Origin of the sequence: Marinovum sp. PR37, from assembly GCF_028807375.1 — a bacterium.
In the GTDB taxonomy this organism is placed as follows: Bacteria; Pseudomonadota; Alphaproteobacteria; order Rhodobacterales; family Rhodobacteraceae; genus Marinovum; species Marinovum algicola.
Map to the genome: position 1 here is coordinate 1 of NZ_JARAML010000047.1, position 14156 is coordinate 14156.

The 14156-nt window shown below is 62.8% G+C and carries 16 protein-coding genes, 1 pseudogene and 1 riboswitch; of the genes and pseudogenes, 2 read left to right on the plus strand and 15 right to left on the minus strand.

The features are described 5' to 3' along the window. Nucleotides 1-154: 154 nt before the first annotated feature. From iolG to PVW49_RS23040, 6 genes are all read right to left on the minus strand, one after another. Nucleotides 155-1165 carry an inositol 2-dehydrogenase gene (gene iolG / locus PVW49_RS23015; RefSeq protein ID WP_274591711.1) on the minus strand — a complete coding sequence of 337 codons (1011 nt, stop codon included), beginning with the start codon at nt 1163-1165 and terminating at the stop codon, nt 155-157. Nucleotides 1166-1301: 136 nt separating this feature from the next. After that, nucleotides 1302-2075 carry an ATP-binding cassette domain-containing protein gene (locus PVW49_RS23020; RefSeq protein ID WP_074838237.1) on the minus strand — a complete coding sequence of 258 codons (774 nt, stop codon included), beginning with the start codon at nt 2073-2075 and terminating at the stop codon, nt 1302-1304. 11 nt (nt 2076-2086) lie between these two features. Then, entirely contained in the window at nt 2087-3175 is a 1089-nt protein-coding gene (locus tag PVW49_RS23025) for an ABC transporter permease (RefSeq protein WP_074838234.1), read from the minus strand. A gap of 85 nt (nt 3176-3260) precedes the next feature. After that, on the minus strand, nt 3261-4205 hold the full coding sequence (locus tag PVW49_RS23030; RefSeq protein WP_274591712.1) for a sugar ABC transporter substrate-binding protein: 945 nt from the start codon (nt 4203-4205) through the stop codon (nt 3261-3263). 78 nt (nt 4206-4283) lie between these two features. Continuing rightward, nucleotides 4284-5099, minus strand: a complete 816-nt coding sequence (locus tag PVW49_RS23035) for a TIM barrel protein (protein WP_274591713.1) — start codon at nt 5097-5099, stop codon at nt 4284-4286. Between the two features lie 142 nt (nt 5100-5241). Next, nucleotides 5242-6306, minus strand: a complete 1065-nt coding sequence (locus PVW49_RS23040) for a LacI family DNA-binding transcriptional regulator (protein ID WP_274591714.1) — start codon at nt 6304-6306, stop codon at nt 5242-5244. A gap of 394 nt (nt 6307-6700) precedes the next feature. Between PVW49_RS23040 and PVW49_RS23045 the strand changes: the two genes are divergently transcribed. Further along, complete coding sequence (locus PVW49_RS23045; RefSeq protein ID WP_274591715.1) at nt 6701-6919, plus strand: DUF1127 domain-containing protein; 219 nt, start codon at nt 6701-6703, stop codon at nt 6917-6919. A gap of 81 nt (nt 6920-7000) precedes the next feature. Here the strand turns inward: PVW49_RS23045 and PVW49_RS23050 are convergent, their stop codons facing one another. From PVW49_RS23050 to queC, 8 genes are all read right to left on the minus strand, one after another. Continuing rightward, nucleotides 7001-7318 (minus strand): hypothetical protein, encoded by a 318-nt coding sequence (locus tag PVW49_RS23050; RefSeq protein ID WP_274591716.1) that lies wholly within the window; start codon nt 7316-7318, stop codon nt 7001-7003. 509 nt (nt 7319-7827) lie between these two features. After that, nucleotides 7828-8580, minus strand: coding sequence for an ABC transporter ATP-binding protein (locus PVW49_RS23055; protein ID WP_274591717.1), 753 nt, complete (start codon nt 8578-8580; stop codon nt 7828-7830). After that, nucleotides 8577-9584: a FecCD family ABC transporter permease gene (locus PVW49_RS23060; RefSeq protein WP_274591718.1), complete on the minus strand. Its 1008-nt coding sequence runs from the start codon at nt 9582-9584 to the stop codon at nt 8577-8579. Before PVW49_RS23060 ends, PVW49_RS23055 begins: the two co-directional genes overlap by 4 nt. Before the next feature lie 35 nt (nt 9585-9619). Beyond that, nucleotides 9620-10663, minus strand: a complete 1044-nt coding sequence (locus tag PVW49_RS23065) for an ABC transporter substrate-binding protein (RefSeq protein ID WP_074838213.1) — start codon at nt 10661-10663, stop codon at nt 9620-9622. A gap of 55 nt (nt 10664-10718) precedes the next feature. Then, nucleotides 10719-10933, minus strand: a riboswitch (cobalamin riboswitch). Nucleotides 10934-11115: 182 nt separating this feature from the next. Then, a complete protein-coding gene (gene queF, locus PVW49_RS23070; RefSeq protein ID WP_274565511.1) occupies nt 11116-11580 on the minus strand; it encodes a preQ(1) synthase in 465 nt (154 codons plus the stop codon). 15 nt (nt 11581-11595) lie between these two features. Further along, the gene (gene queE, locus PVW49_RS23075) at nt 11596-12303 is read right to left on the minus strand and encodes a 7-carboxy-7-deazaguanine synthase QueE (RefSeq protein ID WP_274565512.1); all 708 of its coding nucleotides are present in this window, start codon (nt 12301-12303) and stop codon (nt 11596-11598) included. Further along, nucleotides 12300-12653: a 6-carboxytetrahydropterin synthase QueD gene (queD, locus tag PVW49_RS23080; protein ID WP_048534664.1), complete on the minus strand. Its 354-nt coding sequence runs from the start codon at nt 12651-12653 to the stop codon at nt 12300-12302. The genes queE and queD overlap by 4 nt, the downstream gene beginning before the upstream one ends. Next, entirely contained in the window at nt 12653-13354 is a 702-nt protein-coding gene (gene queC, locus PVW49_RS23085) for a 7-cyano-7-deazaguanine synthase QueC (protein ID WP_274565513.1), read from the minus strand. Before queC ends, queD begins: the two co-directional genes overlap by 1 nt. A 152-nt stretch (nt 13355-13506) precedes the next feature. On the opposite strand from queC, the pseudogene PVW49_RS23090 reads away from it, so the two are divergent. Then, nucleotides 13507-13659, plus strand: a pseudogene (locus PVW49_RS23090) (IS3 family transposase); the annotation flags it as partial. A 25-nt stretch (nt 13660-13684) separates the two neighbouring features. On the opposite strand, the gene PVW49_RS23095 reads toward PVW49_RS23090, so the two are convergent. Beyond that, a partial coding sequence (locus tag PVW49_RS23095; RefSeq protein WP_274591719.1) for an integrase core domain-containing protein occupies nt 13685-14156 on the minus strand: 472 nt, incomplete at its 5' end.

Consider the following 14156-nt stretch of genomic DNA (forward strand, 5'->3'; position numbering starts at 1 on the left):
TATTGGTCGGCGAGCCGCCAATGTACTTGTCGAAGGACCCCATATCCTCCAACCGCCCGCCAACCTGTGCGCCGTAAAGATCCACCGACGACCGGCCGATGGTGATCAGGTCAAGTGTCTGTGTCATATCCGTTCCTTCCCGGTCGCCCGTGGCTCACGCGCCGTCGAGCACCTCGGCGAGTTTCACCGCACGGCCCTCGGCCACCGATTTCAGCGCCGCCTCCGCCAGCGCCAGCGCCATCAGCCCGTCCTGCCCGGTGGTGGGCGTCGCGGCACCCTGGGCCACCGCGGCGACGAAAGCCGCGATCTCGTTGGCATAGGCCTGGGTGTAACGCGACATGAAGAAGTTGAGCAGCGGCGGGCGGTGGAAGCCCTCGGCATCGGCGATCTCGATATTGGCCTCGCGGTGGTTCTCGGCCGAGACCGCACCCTTGGAGCCCAGAACCTCGATCCGCTGGTCATAGCCATAGGTGGCGCGGCGCGAATTGGTGATGGTGCAGTGCTTGCCGCTGGCGTTGGTCAGGATGACGTTGACGCTGTCGTAATCGCCGAGCGTGCCGATTTCGGGATCGGTCAGGACCGAGGCGGCGGCCTGCACGGTCTCGATCTCTTCGCCGAGCAGCCAGCGCGCCACGTCGAAGTCGTGGATCGTCATGTCGCGGAAGATGCCGCCGGAGACCTTGATGTAATCGGCCGGCGGCGCGCCGGGGTCGCGGCTGCTGACGGTGACCATCTCGACCGCGCCGATACGGCCCTGGTCGATCGCGGCTTTCAGCGCCATGAAGTCGGGATCGAAGCGGCGATTGAAGCCCACCATCAGCGTTGCCTGTTCCGCCGCCACGGTGTCGAGGCAGGACTTCACCCGGTTCAGGCTCAGGTCGATGGGTTTCTCGCAGAACACTGCTTTGCCGGCGCGGGCGAACTGCTCGATCAGGTCGGCATGGGTGTTGGTGGGGGTGCAGATCGCCACTGCCTGTACGTCGTCGCTGGCGGCAATCTCGTCGATGCTGCGGATATCGCAGCCATAGGCCTCGGCGACTTTTCCGGCGGCTTCGGCTATCGGGTCGGAGATGGCGACAAGGCGGGCGCCGGGGGTGGCGGTGACGGCGCGGGCATGGACCTGTCCGATGCGGCCGGCGCCGAGAATGGCGAAGTTGATTGTCATGTTGTCCTCGTAGGGCGAAATTGCGGGCGGACCGCATCTGTTATGCGCGACCGGCGGAAGAGGGTCCGCCGGCCGCGTCGGGAAGAGGGCGGATGCCGGGGGCCCATGCAGGGAGCATTGACCGGCCCCGGAAGCGTCAGGCGGCCTCCTCGTATTCGGGCTGGGTCTTGGCGCCTGTGATATAGGCCACGACATCTTCGCCGTTGGTCTCTTCCTTGCGGAGGTTGGCGCAGATCCTTCCGCGGCGGAACACCACGATCCGGTCCACCAGATCCATCACCTGCCGCATGTTGTGGCTGATCAGGATCAGCGGCTCGCCGGCTTCCTTGAGCGTGCGGACGATGTTTTCCACCTGCGCGGTCTCCTGCACGCCGAGCGCCGCTGTGGGCTCGTCCATGATGGTCAGCTTGGAGTGGAAGGTGGCGGTGCGGGCAATTGCCACGCATTGCCGCTGGCCGCCCGACATCCTCTCGATCGAGCCGCGGATGTTGGGGATCTTGACGCCGGTCTTGACCAGCGCATCCATGGTGCGCTGGCGCATCGCCTTGTAATCCAGCATCCGGAAGGGGCCCAGCCAGTTGTACTTGGTGATCTCGCGCCCGAGAAACAGGTTGTCGGGCACATCGAGCTGATCGGCTAGCGCCAGGGTCTGGAACACCGTCTCGATGCCGGCATTGCGCGCCTCGAGCGGGCCGGCAAAATGCACCGGCTTGCCGTCGAAGATGATCTCGCCCCGGGTGCGCTGTTCGACGCCGGTGATTTGGCGCACGAAGGTCGATTTTCCGGCACCGTTGTCGCCCATAATGGCCACGTGTTCGCCACGGCGCAGGGTGAAGTTGGCACCTTCGAGCGCATGCACGCCGCCGTAGTGCTTGGTCAGATCGCGGGTCTCGAGGATGATATCGCTCATGTCGGGTCTCCCTATGCTCTGGCCGCGGCGCGTTGCTGCCGCCATTGGTCGAGGACCACGGCCCCGATGATGATCGCCCCCATCGCCATCAGCTGATAGAAGGCGTCGAGCTTGATGAAGGTGAAGCCGGACTGGATCACGCCGAAGACCATGGCGCCAAGCACCGTGCCGATGATCGAGCCGCGCCCGCCGGTCAGGCTGACCCCGCCGATGACGGCCATGGCGATGCCATAGAGCTCGTAGAACTGGCCCATGCCGGCCTGCGCGGTGAGGTTCTTGGAGCTCAGCACGATAGCGGCAAAGGCGGCGAGGATCGAGGCAATCATGTAGACCATGACCTTGTGCCGGCGGATGTTGATGCCCGACATCCGCGCCGCATCCTCGTTCGAGCCGATGGCGTAGGTGTGTTTGCCGTAGACGGTGTAGCGCATGATCAGTTGCAGCACGACCGCAAGGCCGATGAACCAGACCACGGGCATCATGCCGGAGCCGATCCAGGCATAGCTATCGGTCGGGAAGGACACCGGCTGGCCCTTGGTCCACCACTGCGAGATGCCGCGGCAGACGAGGAACATGCCCAGCGTGGCGATGAAGGGGGGAATGCGGGCAAAGGCCACGAAGAACCCGTTGATCGAGCCGATCAGCGCGCCGAAAGCAAGCCCAACAATCACCGGCACGATCACCGGCAGATCCATCGCCCAGAGACCGAAGACCGCCTTGGGGTTGGGGTTGCCATTGACCAGCTCGGTCTGGGCGAATGACATGGCGATCATCGCCGTCGCGCCGACCAGCGGGCCGGAGGACAGGTCGATGCCGCCCGAGATGATCACCTGGGTCACGCCCAGCGAGATGATGCCGATGATCGCCACCTGCAGGATAATGATCTTGATCCGCGCCATGTTCAGGATGGTACCGTCGCGGGCCTCGTTGAAATCGAACAGCATGCTCTGGCCGTTCATGTAAGGCAGCACCTGGCCCAGCACCTCGAACAACAGGGTGATCAGGATCAGCGCCAGAAAGACGTTGAATTCATTGGGCCAGGCGCGCTTCTTGTGGTCGAAGGTCAACCCGCCTACGCCTTGCGATGTCTGGTCGGACATGTCCCGTCTCCTCCCGTGGAAAGGGCGCTTTCACAGTCGGGAACGGCGCGTCGCGCGCCGCTCCCGGGGTTTGGTCTCGTCAGGCTCAGTTCTTCGACATGTAGCTTTCCATGTTGTCCGGGGTCACCAGCTCGAAGGGAATGTAGACTTTCTGGTCCACCGCCTCGCCCCGCGCCAGTTGCAGTGCCGCCTGGAGCGCGCCGCCGCCTTGGGCCGCCGCATTCTGGAACACGGTCACGTCCAGCTCGCCCGCCTGCATCGCCGAGAGTGCGTCCTGGGTGGCGTCGACGCCGCCGACAACGACGTCCTCCATCGAGATGCCCGAGGCCTTCATCGCCTGGATCGCGCCGATGGCCATTTCGTCGTTGTTGGCGATCACCGCGTCGAAGGGCTCGCCCGAGGACAGCCAGTTGGTCATCAGGCTGGTGGCCTGTTCGCGCGACCAGTTGGCGGTCTGACGGTCGATTTCCTCGATCTGCACGGCGCATTTACCGGCGGCGATCACATCGTCGATGTCCTTGGTCCGCATCACCGCGGCCTGGTTCGACAGCTCGCCCATCAGGATGTAGACCCGCGCCGGATCGCGGCCCATATTGGCCAGGATGTTGCAGATCTCGATGGTTTCCAAAGTGCCGGATTCCGCCTCGTCAGAAGCCACGAAGGCCTGGCTGTCGGGCAGGGTGTCGACGTTGATCGGCTCGCGGTTGACATAGACCAGCGGCACGCCGGCGGCCTCGGCGGCCTGGGTCATCGCCTGGGTGGCCGAAGTGTCGACCGGGTTGACGATGATCGCGTCCACGCCGGAGGCCACGAAGTTGTTGATCTGGTCGAGCTGGCGCGCCACGTCGTTCTGGGCGTCTTCGATCTGGACATCGACGCCTTCCATTCCGTCGGCCTGTTCCTGGATGCCGTTGCGCAGCACGGTCAGGAAGTTGTCATCAAAGAGCGCCATCGACACGCCAATGTTTTCGGCCATTGCAGTGGATGACATGAGCACGGTCAAGGCCGCGGCTGTCAGGGTCTTTTTCATTGGGTTTCCTCCCTTGTGTGGTGTCCGGCGCACCGTTCTCCTGGCCGGAAGCCCCGTTGCGGGGCCCGTCTTGCGCAGTCAGGCGGCGCGCGCCTGAAGTTGCGAGGCGATAAAGTCGAACGAGCGCCGGATCTCGGAAAAGGGATCCGGCATCGCCTGGGTCTCGGGCGAGAAGCATTCGTAGGAAATCGGTCCGTCATAGCCCGCCGCCAGCAGCGCCGCGATCTGGTCGATGTTGCCCAGCCGGTCCTGGCCATCGACCAGCACGCGGTGTTCATCCTCCATCTCGTGGACCGCCAGCGCCGGGTCGGTCACTGCCGAGATATGCACGATGCCGGTCTGCTCGGGATAGAACGGCCCGCCCTCGGCCAGCTTGTGGTGAAATGTGTCATGCACCAGCTTGAAATGGTCTTCGCCACCGATCGCCGCGATGGTCTCGACCAGCTCGGCCTTGGAGCGCAGCGAAGAGCGCTGAAAACCCAGCGGCTCGACCAGCGCGGTCATCTCGGCGGCCTGAAGCAGCGGCAGCACGCCTTTCAGCGCGATGCGCAGATTGGCCTGGCGTTCGCCGTTGCCAAGCCCCGTGCCGTCGTTGCGCGGGATCAGGCTGATGGTCTCGGCTCCCGCCGCCTTGGCGATGTCGATCAGCGCCTGCACTTGGGCTTCACGCTCGGACGTCCAGTCGTTGAACGGATAGACTTGGCTCAACCCGACCAGCCGCAACCCCTTGTCGCGGGCGATCTTCCCGGCCTCCTCCGGGGCGATGCCGTCGAACAGCGGGCGGGCGATGTCGTTGCGCACCTCGACGCCGATGCAGCTCAGCCGCGCGGCAAGATCGAGAAACTCGGCATAGCCCAGACCGGGCACCGTCATATGGTTCAAAGTTGTCTTCATGGTGTACCCCCCGCCGCAGGGCTGTCAGCGCCCGTCGGATGCGCTCACTTCCGCAGTTTGGGGAGATTCGGTCAATCTGAGCTGGCAGATATCGCGTCATTCATGACGCATTCATTCGGTACTTGATGACGTATTTATGTCATCACACCATTTCGGGCAAATAGAGCCGTGGTTCGAGGAAATGCTGCCCCGCCACGCCGTCGTCATCGGCGCCCACCGATTTCACCATCATCTCGATCAGGTCCGTGCAGAGGTCCGTCAGCGGGGTGGAAATCGCCATGACCGCATAGCCGTCGATCAGCGCCGCGCGGCTGTCCGCCGTCAGCTCGTTGACCGCCAGCGAGATCCGCGGCGCGGGGTGTTTCTCGCGCAGCGCGGCAATTGCGCCCTCCATCCCGCCGCCGGCGACATAGATGCCGCGCAGGTCCGGGTGACGGTCGATCAGGTCAAGCGTCGCCTCGTAGGTCAGCTGCCGGGTCTCCAGGTTGACCAGCGTGTCGAGCACCTCGAACCCGGCACCGGCGCCGCGCACAAAGGACCGGAACCCGACCTCGCGCAGGTCATGGCCGTGCCAGCGGTTGCCGCCAACAAAAATCGCCAGCTTTCCGGGGCTTTTAACTGTCCGCGTGATCAGCCAGGCTGCCAGCCGCCCGACCTTGATGTTGTTGAGCCCGACGTAATTCTTGCGGATGCCCTGAGCGAAATCGTTCAGCAGGGAAAACACCGGGATGCCGTCATCCTTGAGGTCCTGCACGATGCGGTCGAGCTTCTGGTCGTTGACCGCAGTGGCGGCGATCACGTCGCAGCTTTTGCCCAGATCGGTCAGCAGATCGGCAAATTCCGCCGGCGATTGCGAGGTGGAATAGCGGATCACCGCGCGGCCGCGAATGTCGGTCCTGGCGGCAACCGCGCGTTCAATCTCGGTGGCGAAGTTGCGATAGAATTCCTGCGCCTGCTTCAAAAGCACAAAGCCCAGCGTCACCTCGGGCAGATGCGCGGTCAGCCGGCCCTCGAACAGCCCCTTGCCGTGATAGCCGATCCGATGCGCCGCATCGGCGATCTTGCGCAGGGTCTCGGCGCGCACCTGGGCGCGTCCATTGATCGCGCGATCGACGGTCGTGACACTAACGCCAGCCGCCTTTGCGACATCTTTGATGGTCGGTCGGTGCGCCAAGATGACCCCATTATGGCGGTTTTTCGTCAGCATAGGCACTCGCGTCTGCGGGTGCAATTGCCTCATGTTGTCAAAGTGAGCCGGGACGCCATCGCTGACGGCCTTCGCATAATCCGCCGGCGCGTCCTGAACCTTGGTCACGCGGCGTAGCTGCGCCAGGGTCGCTGTCTGTGTCTCTGGCCGCATCGACCGTCACAGCCCAGGAACCCGGGAAAAATCTGACGTCGCGATCTGACGCTGCGGGTGTTGACTGCACGGTCCGGGCGCCAAGATCGAACCCGCCCCACCCATGCCGCATTGCAGTACAAGCATGGCGGCATGGCGGAAACTGCGCGTTGTTAGCGCAATCACTCGCCATTATCTGAGTGTCAGTGAGGAAACAAAACCTCACCGGGGAACACGCCCGACACATCAAAGGACGCTGAACATGGCATACGCACTGTCCAATACCCACGCCCGATTCAACCTGTCGGCCACGCTGCACCGCGCGGCCGAGACCTGGAAAACCGCCCGCGCCAAGCGCGCAATTTTCGACCGGACCTACAACGAGCTGAACGCGCTCGACGACCGCGACCTGACCGATATCGGAATCGCGCGCCGCGACATCCGCGCCTTGGCGCAGGACGTCGCCAACAAGGCGGTCTGATCCCGGAGATTTCACGAGGGTGCCCAAAGGTGCACCCCGAAAACGCGGGCCGTCCCACCGGCCTTATATCATCCCCAAGCCTTATCCAGGCCGATACTGGCTTTCCACGCCAAGCGGCTTGGGCGTCGCGTCGCTCCAGGCCACACCGCTCGCCACAATGCAGGTCAGCCCTTCGGGGGTCACGACGAGAATTGTCCAATTGCCTTGCTCGCTGGCGCGCCAGACTTCGACCATACGCGTGGCGGACTGAAGGCCGCGGCCAACCAAGCTTTCTTGGTAGACAGTCTCCAGCCTGCTCCGGATGGTCTCGCGAGACCCGCAGGTCATCTGAGCGGAGGCGGGGGGGCCAAGAGCTGCCAGTCCAAAGGTCAGGCTCAGGCTGATCAAACGCTTCCACATGGTATTTCTCCTTCCCCTTGCTGGGGCGGAGAACATGAAGGCTACGACCCCAGCTCCAAGTTGCTTTGTAAATATGGTATCTCAAACCTGCTCGTGCACTATTCGTTACCGAGGAATTGAACACCTTCGGGACTATGCTCGGGCGAAACTCCAATCGCCTCTTACGGGGGTGGCACCATTTACAACCGAAACTGATCAGTTATGTGTGCACACCTGCACGAATGAAGCGTCATAGGCGGCGCTCATGTGCGGAATAGCTCAACGTCAAGGACGCGTTGATCGAGGCTGACATTCCTGATGCGCCGCATCGCAGCCGAAGCGTCTGCGTCATGGCTTAGAAAGCAATGCCACGGTGAACGGCGTTCCGTAGCACATCGTGCAGAAATGGATGGGCCACGCGCAGCTTACCATGACGGCGATCTATACCGACCCCGTGGGCAAAGAAGAGCAGGGTATCGCCTCGAGGATGTGTGGGAGTAGGCTGCGGCGAACTTCACCTTTGCGTAAGATCAAAAGAATGCGACCCGCAATCCACACCCCGCATGGTTTATTGTTGCCTCCACCGCGAAAACTTTGCGAATCAGCTCTTCATCCAGCACGTCCTCTGGCGCGCCTTGTTTGACAAGCTGACCGTGATGCATGACAGCGATTTCGTCGCAAAAGGCGGCCGCCTGATTGAGGTCATGCAGGGCAACGACGATGCGGGTGCCTAAGTTGCCAAGGAGGCGCATGAGGTCCAGCTGATGGCGGATATCCAGATGGTTTGTCGGTTCGTCGAGCAGAAGTTCCTGCGGCTCTTGTGCCAAGGCCCGCGCAATCAGGATTCGCTGTCGCTCGCCGCCGGACAGCGTGGACCATGGCTGGGCGGCACGGTCGATCATGTCCGTGCGCTGCAACGCCGAGGCCACGGCATCTTCGTCACGAGTTGACCAGCCGTTCCAGGCGCCTCGCAAGGGAAGGCGCCCGAGCGCGACCACCTCGCGCGCAGTCAAGGAGATGTCAATGTCCGACTGCTGCTCGACATGGGCAAGGCGGCGGGCAATCTCTTTGCGACGGAGGCTCTCGATGGGGCGATCCTCCAAATAGATCGCGCCTCCCGTCCCTCGACGCAATCCTGCGAGTAGCCGCAGAAGACTGGATTTACCCGATCCGTTCGGCCCGACAAGTCCGAGAACACCTTGTTCCGGCAGTCGCAATGTAACCCCACGCACAATCGGGGCGCCTCCGGCCGCCCAAGACACATCTTCCGCCCTGAGCGTCATCTCCCCCTCCGAGACTGCCAAAGGATAGCAGCAAAGGCCGGAGCACCGAACAGCGCAGTGATGACACCAATGGGCAGCACCTGTCCCGGCAAAACGATGCGAGACAACACGTCCGCTGCGACCATGAAGACTCCTCCAGCCAAGGCTGAAGCCAGTATCAGGCGGCCATGTGCAGGGCCGACCAGAAAACGAGTCGCATGGGGAATGACCAGCCCGACGAAGCCGACAGCACCCACCATGCTGACCACCGTCGCGGTCAGAAATGCGGTGACCGCAAAGAGTTCAAGGCGAACGCGCGCGACATCCACGCCCAGCGAAGCAGCGGCGTCCTCGCCGAAGGCGAAGGCATCAAGCGCCCTGGCACGGTAGAGACAGATGGCCAAGCCAATGACCACGATCGGGAAGGAAAGCCAGGCATCCGGCCAACGGATGCTGCCAAGGCTTCCCAAAAGCCAGAACAGGATCCCTTGCGTCTGTTCGGCATTGGCCGAAGACGTGACGATGAAGGAAGTTACCGCATTGAAGAGCTGCGAACCCGCAATACCCGCGAGTATAATGCGCTCGGTCCCGCCACCGGTTTCACGCACCAGGATTGCGACGAAGAGAATGGCCACCGTCGCGCCCACAAAGGCACCTGCGGAGACGGACAGCGCCCCCGCGCCGAGCGCCAGAACAATCACCGTGACCGCGCCGGTCGATGCCCCTGCCGAAATACCAAGCAAATATGGTTCGGCCAGCGGATTGCGCAATAGAGCCTGAAGAACGGTGCCACAGACCGCCAGAGCCGCGCCGACACAGATCGCAACGGCGGCACGGCTGAGACGATAGTGCCAGATGATGCCTTCCCGGATCGGATCGACTTCCAGATCCAAGCCCAGAATACGGTTGGCCAGCGTTCGGGTCACGTCACGGGGCGTTACCGCAATCTCGCCCAGCAAAATGGCCCCCGCCGTAGCAAGGACCAGAGCCACGGCCGAGAGCAGCAGAAACGGCCCAAGGGCCATCCTGCGCGACCTGGGCGCGGGGCGCGCCTCGGCGATCACCGTGCTTGGCCGAAGGCTCGTAGGCCGGCGGCAAGCGTTTCGACCCCATCTACCGCTCGCAGAGTCGGGTTCATCGACTGAGCGTCCATTTCAATCAACCGGCCATTGCGCACTGCGCTCAGCTGACTGGCCACAGGATCGCTTTGCAGGAACGCGCGCTTGGCGGCGACGTCATCGGCCGGCAGACGGCGCCGATCCATCTTTCCCAGCACGATTACATCCGGGTCGAGGCCCGAAATTGTTTCCCATCCCACCAGCGGCCATTCTTCTTCCGAGGTGATGACATTGCGAACCCCGACGACATCCGAGATCCAAGCCGGGGCCCCGTAACGGCCGGCCACATAGGCTTCTCCCTCGGTCTGCGGTGAGGAAAACCAGAAGAGAACCGAAACGTCGCGTGCTTGCAGCCCGCGTACATGTGCCTTTGCGGTTTCGATCCGCGCCGCGTTGCGTTCGATCAGAGCCGCACCGGCGCCCGACACATCGAAAATGCCGGCAAGCTCAGCAATCTCGCGGGATAGTAGGTCCATGGACCAGGCCTGAGACCGGGCTCCGTCACCGCTGCCGGTGCTGAAATCGCTTTTGGCGCATTCGGCCGGCGACACATAGGTGGCAATGCCGAAATCTCCGAACTGGGAAAAGGTGCCGACCCGCGCCTGTTCGGGAGCGATGTCGTTGATCCACTGACTCGCGACGAAATCGGGGCGGGTGTCCAGCACCGCTTCGAAACTGGGCGAGTTATCCGCCAGCCGCGGCAAGGCTTGGCCCTGCTCGGCCAATTCCTCTGGCAAAGGCGCCAGCCAGATTGCGCTACCGACGATCTTGTCGGCCAGGCCGAGCGAGAGCAGGATTTCGGTTGTGCCCTGTCCGATCGCCACCACGCGCTCCGGAACTGCATCCAGGATCAAGTCCCTCTGGCAGTTGCGGATTTCAAGAGGATAGGTGGTTGCCTGGGCCTGAACCCGCAAGGCAGTTGATGCGAGAATGGCAGTTGCAAGCACACAGAGGATACGACCGCGGCCGCGAGCTATTTGGATCATTGACGCTCCTTTTCCGGACACCCCGTCCGGTGCGCATTGAAATTTCGGCTCTGCTCCATCGCAGGCCGGAACGGCAGGTCTCCTGACTCGCGGCCATCGTTCCAACCCGCCTTCCCGTGCCTGTTCTGTGACACAGTGGCATCGCCCGACGGGCGAATGGGTCGAAACGGCCGCCTACAGTTGCGGGGGCAGTCCCGGAGTTCAAGCCAGAAGGCTTGGCACCGGGTTCCCTTTTCATCCCGATTGGGAACCGTTCGCGCCGGAAGTTCTTCTTCACAACCTGGTTTGTCAAGCCGGATTATTCCGGTGGCGAATTCAATCACCTGCCTGCAAAGGCGCGCCATTTTAAATCACAGTTTTTGAATGCCTTTTTGCGTGCTACTCCCCCATTTGACAATTGTCGGGGAGTAGCGGCTGCCAACCTGGCAGTCCCGAAACGCTTGCTCTGCTTTTCAACCCCGGCCGCGATAGGGCGGCACGCCTTGATCGGGCAGCCAGAGGCCCTCGGGACGCGGGGCGGTCTGCCAGAACACGTCGATCGGAATGCCGCCGCGCGGATACCAGTAGCCGCCGATCCGCAGCCATTGCGGTTCGAGGAAATCGACCAGGCGGCGTGCGATAGAGATCGTGCAATCCTCGTGAAACGCACCATGATTTCGAAAGGAGGTCAGGAACAGTTTCAGCGATTTCGATTCCACCAGCCAGGCGCCGGGTACGTAGTCGATCACCAGGTGGGCAAAATCCGGCTGTCCGGTCATCGGGCAGAGCGAGGTGAATTCCGGCGCTGTGAAGCGCACATTATAGGCCAGGTCGGCCTGTGGGTTGGGCACACGCTCCAGTTCAGCCTCTTCCGGGCTGGCGGGAATGCGGGTTTCGCCGCCAAGCTGCTTGAGATCGCTGTAGATATTTTCGGACATGGGGGCTCCTTAAGGTCAGACGCCGCGCTTGTTGCCCCAGATCAGGACATGAAGCTGCGGCAGGATGCGGGGGGCGAACCAGCCGTCGGCCATCGCGCTGTCGGTCAGCCATTCCAGCCGGGCAGACAGGGCCCGCAGATCGACCGGCGTGTCGGGGTCGACCTCGGCGTTGCCCGGCTGGAGGTAGAGCGGCAGGTCCGGGTGGCGGGCATGGGCGGCTTTGGCCCATTGGTAATCGGTCTCGTCGAAGACGACGATCTTCATCACCGACTGCCGCGCCGGCTTGCCGGCGGAGACACAGCCATCGAAGGCATCCCAGTCCACCGTTTCGCCGCTCGAGGGGGGTTTCGGCGACAAAACCAGCGTGTCGAGCTCCGCAAACCAATCTCTGGCCAAGGAACCTTGTGTCTCGCAGGCGAAGCGATACCCCGCCGCACGTCCCCGCGCGATCACCGGAGCGAAATCCTGGATCGCGGGATTGCCGCCGCTGATCGAGACCGTCAACGGCTGACCGTTCGAAAGACGCAGCACCTCATCCCAGATTTCCACGTCGCTCAACGGCGCCCAAGTATGGCGATACCGGCTTTCAACGGCATGCAGGCTGTCGCACCAGCTGCACCTGTAGTCGCAGCCACCGGCGCGGATAAAAACCGTGGGCTCACCGATCAATGCGCCCTCGCCCTGGATCGTCGGCCCGAATATCTCGGCGATGCGCAGGGTCATGGCCGGTACTCTGCCCAGGTTTTCGGCGTCTCGCTGATCATCACGGCGCTGGTCTCGGGCCAACGCGCGGCACACCAGTCGTAAAAATGGCGGGCCATGTGCTCGGCGGTGGAGGGCACATCGAAAATGTCATTCAGATGGCGATGGTCGAATTGATCGTCGATATAGCTCTTGAGCGGTTTCAGATCGTGGTAGTCGCGCACGAAACCGTCGTCATTCAGCGTTTCGGCGGCCAGTTCCACCACGACGACATAGTTGTGCCCGTGCAGCCGCGCGCATTGGTGGTCGGGCGGCAGATGCGAAAGCTGGTGCGAGGCGGAGAAGTGGAATTCCTTGCGGATGCGGAACATCAGGTGGCCTCCCGCTCGGCAATTGCTGTCGCCCAATACTCGGGATCGGCATAGGCGGTAGGGTCCGGAACACCGGCGATGTGAAACGCCTCGCGGCGCTCGACGCAGGTGCCGCAGCGGCCGCAATGCAGCGCGCCGCCCTTGTAACACGACCAGGTCTCGGCGAAGGGCGTGCCGTGGCGGGCGCCCTCGCGCACGATGTCGGCCTTGCTGCGTTCGACGAAGGGCGTGTGGAGGTGCACCTCGGCATAGCCGTCGAGCGCAGCCTGCTGCATGGCGTCGAAGGCGCGGGCGAAACCAGGTCGGCAATCGGGATATATGAAGTGATCGCCGCCATGCACCGCAGTCGCGACTGCCTCATCGCCGTTGGCGGCGGCGACTCCGAAACCGATCGCCAGCATGATGGCGTTGCGGTTCGGCACGACGGTGATGCGCATCGTGTCCTCGGCGTAATGGCCGTCAGGCACATCGATGTCGTCGGTCAGCGCCGATCCGGAGAGCGCGGCACCGATCCCGCGCATGTCCATCAGGTGATGCGGAACGCCGAGCCGCTGCGCCGCCGCGGCCGCGAAGTCGAGCTCCTTGCGGTGGCGTTGGCCGTAATCGAAGGACACCAGCCGGGTGAGTTGATGCTCATCGGCGGTGATATGAGCGAGCGACACGGAATCGAGTCCGCCCGAGCAGATGACGAGAGTTTTCATGTTGGGCCCTTGTTTTGGTATCCGGGTAGGCTGCGACCGGAATGGGCACCGTTTAGCCGAACCTCGGGTGGATGGCAATCCGAGGGGCGAGGTGGTCTCCCGGCGCTCTGCTCGACGCGCTGGATGAGACGGACTTATTTCTGACCAACACGGTGCATTCCGATCAAGCCTTCCAGTTCACCAGCCGGGAATGGCAGATGTTGCTTCGCCCGACCAACCTGGAACCCGGCATGAGCCGACGAGGGACCTGCCATGACAACGCCGTGGCTGAGCGCTTCTTCCAACTCCTGAAACGGGAACGGGTTGACCTGCCCCCTGCTGGTCCCTCATTCATAAAGAGAGTCTGCTGGTTGGATTTGGGTATTCCGGTTCCCCGTCTGGTGCAAGCGCGCCGGGCGCCGAGCCCTCAAATTGCTCAAGCGCTCTGCGCGCATGCTGTGGTGTCTGGTTGCCGAGCGACGAGTGTGGCCTAACCGTGTTGTAGTCGTAGCGCCACAAGGCCAGCTTGCGCCGTGCATCGTCCAGGGTGTCGAATATTTCCTCGTTCAAGAGCTCGTCGCGCAGGCTCCCGTTGAATCTCTCGATGAAGGCGTTCTGCTGGGGCTTGCCGGGATCGATGTAGTGCCAGGAGACCTCGGTCTCATCGGCCCATTTCAGGACAGCCCGACTGGTGAACTCTGTCCCGTAGCACCTCGGGAAGAAGCGCTGGCGAGAGGTTATGGTGTCACCCGCGCAGCCCTCAAATAGCGCAGCGTGTGGATCGGCATGCAAAATTGGCTCTGACGCACATCGTGTGATGTTT

What these genes read in the sequence shown, in the direction of transcription:
- queC (WP_274565513.1), bottom strand. Translation starts at nt 13,354, where the DNA reads ATGAAAACTCTCGTCATCTGCTCGGGCGGACTCGATTCCGTGTCGCTC.
- PVW49_RS23030 (WP_274591712.1), bottom strand. Translation starts at nt 4,205, where the DNA reads ATGAAAAAGACCCTGACAGCCGCGGCCTTGACCGTGCTCATGTCATCC.
- PVW49_RS23025 (WP_074838234.1), bottom strand. Translation starts at nt 3,175, where the DNA reads ATGTCCGACCAGACATCGCAAGGCGTAGGCGGGTTGACCTTCGACCAC.
- PVW49_RS23040 (WP_274591714.1), bottom strand. Translation starts at nt 6,306, where the DNA reads ATGCTGACGAAAAACCGCCATAATGGGGTCATCTTGGCGCACCGACCG.
- PVW49_RS23035 (WP_274591713.1), bottom strand. Translation starts at nt 5,099, where the DNA reads ATGAAGACAACTTTGAACCATATGACGGTGCCCGGTCTGGGCTATGCC.
- PVW49_RS23055 (WP_274591717.1), bottom strand. Translation starts at nt 8,580, where the DNA reads ATGACGCTCAGGGCGGAAGATGTGTCTTGGGCGGCCGGAGGCGCCCCG.
- PVW49_RS23045 (WP_274591715.1), top strand. Translation starts at nt 6,701, where the DNA reads ATGGCATACGCACTGTCCAATACCCACGCCCGATTCAACCTGTCGGCC.
- queF (WP_274565511.1), bottom strand. Translation starts at nt 11,580, where the DNA reads ATGTCCGAAAATATCTACAGCGATCTCAAGCAGCTTGGCGGCGAAACC.
- iolG (WP_274591711.1), bottom strand. Translation starts at nt 1,165, where the DNA reads ATGACAATCAACTTCGCCATTCTCGGCGCCGGCCGCATCGGACAGGTC.
- PVW49_RS23050 (WP_274591716.1), bottom strand. Translation starts at nt 7,318, where the DNA reads ATGTGGAAGCGTTTGATCAGCCTGAGCCTGACCTTTGGACTGGCAGCT.
- queE (WP_274565512.1), bottom strand. Translation starts at nt 12,303, where the DNA reads ATGACCCTGCGCATCGCCGAGATATTCGGGCCGACGATCCAGGGCGAG.
- PVW49_RS23060 (WP_274591718.1), bottom strand. Translation starts at nt 9,584, where the DNA reads ATGGCCCTTGGGCCGTTTCTGCTGCTCTCGGCCGTGGCTCTGGTCCTT.
- queD (WP_048534664.1), bottom strand. Translation starts at nt 12,653, where the DNA reads ATGTTCCGCATCCGCAAGGAATTCCACTTCTCCGCCTCGCACCAGCTT.
- PVW49_RS23020 (WP_074838237.1), bottom strand. Translation starts at nt 2,075, where the DNA reads ATGAGCGATATCATCCTCGAGACCCGCGATCTGACCAAGCACTACGGC.
- PVW49_RS23065 (WP_074838213.1), bottom strand. Translation starts at nt 10,663, where the DNA reads ATGATCCAAATAGCTCGCGGCCGCGGTCGTATCCTCTGTGTGCTTGCA.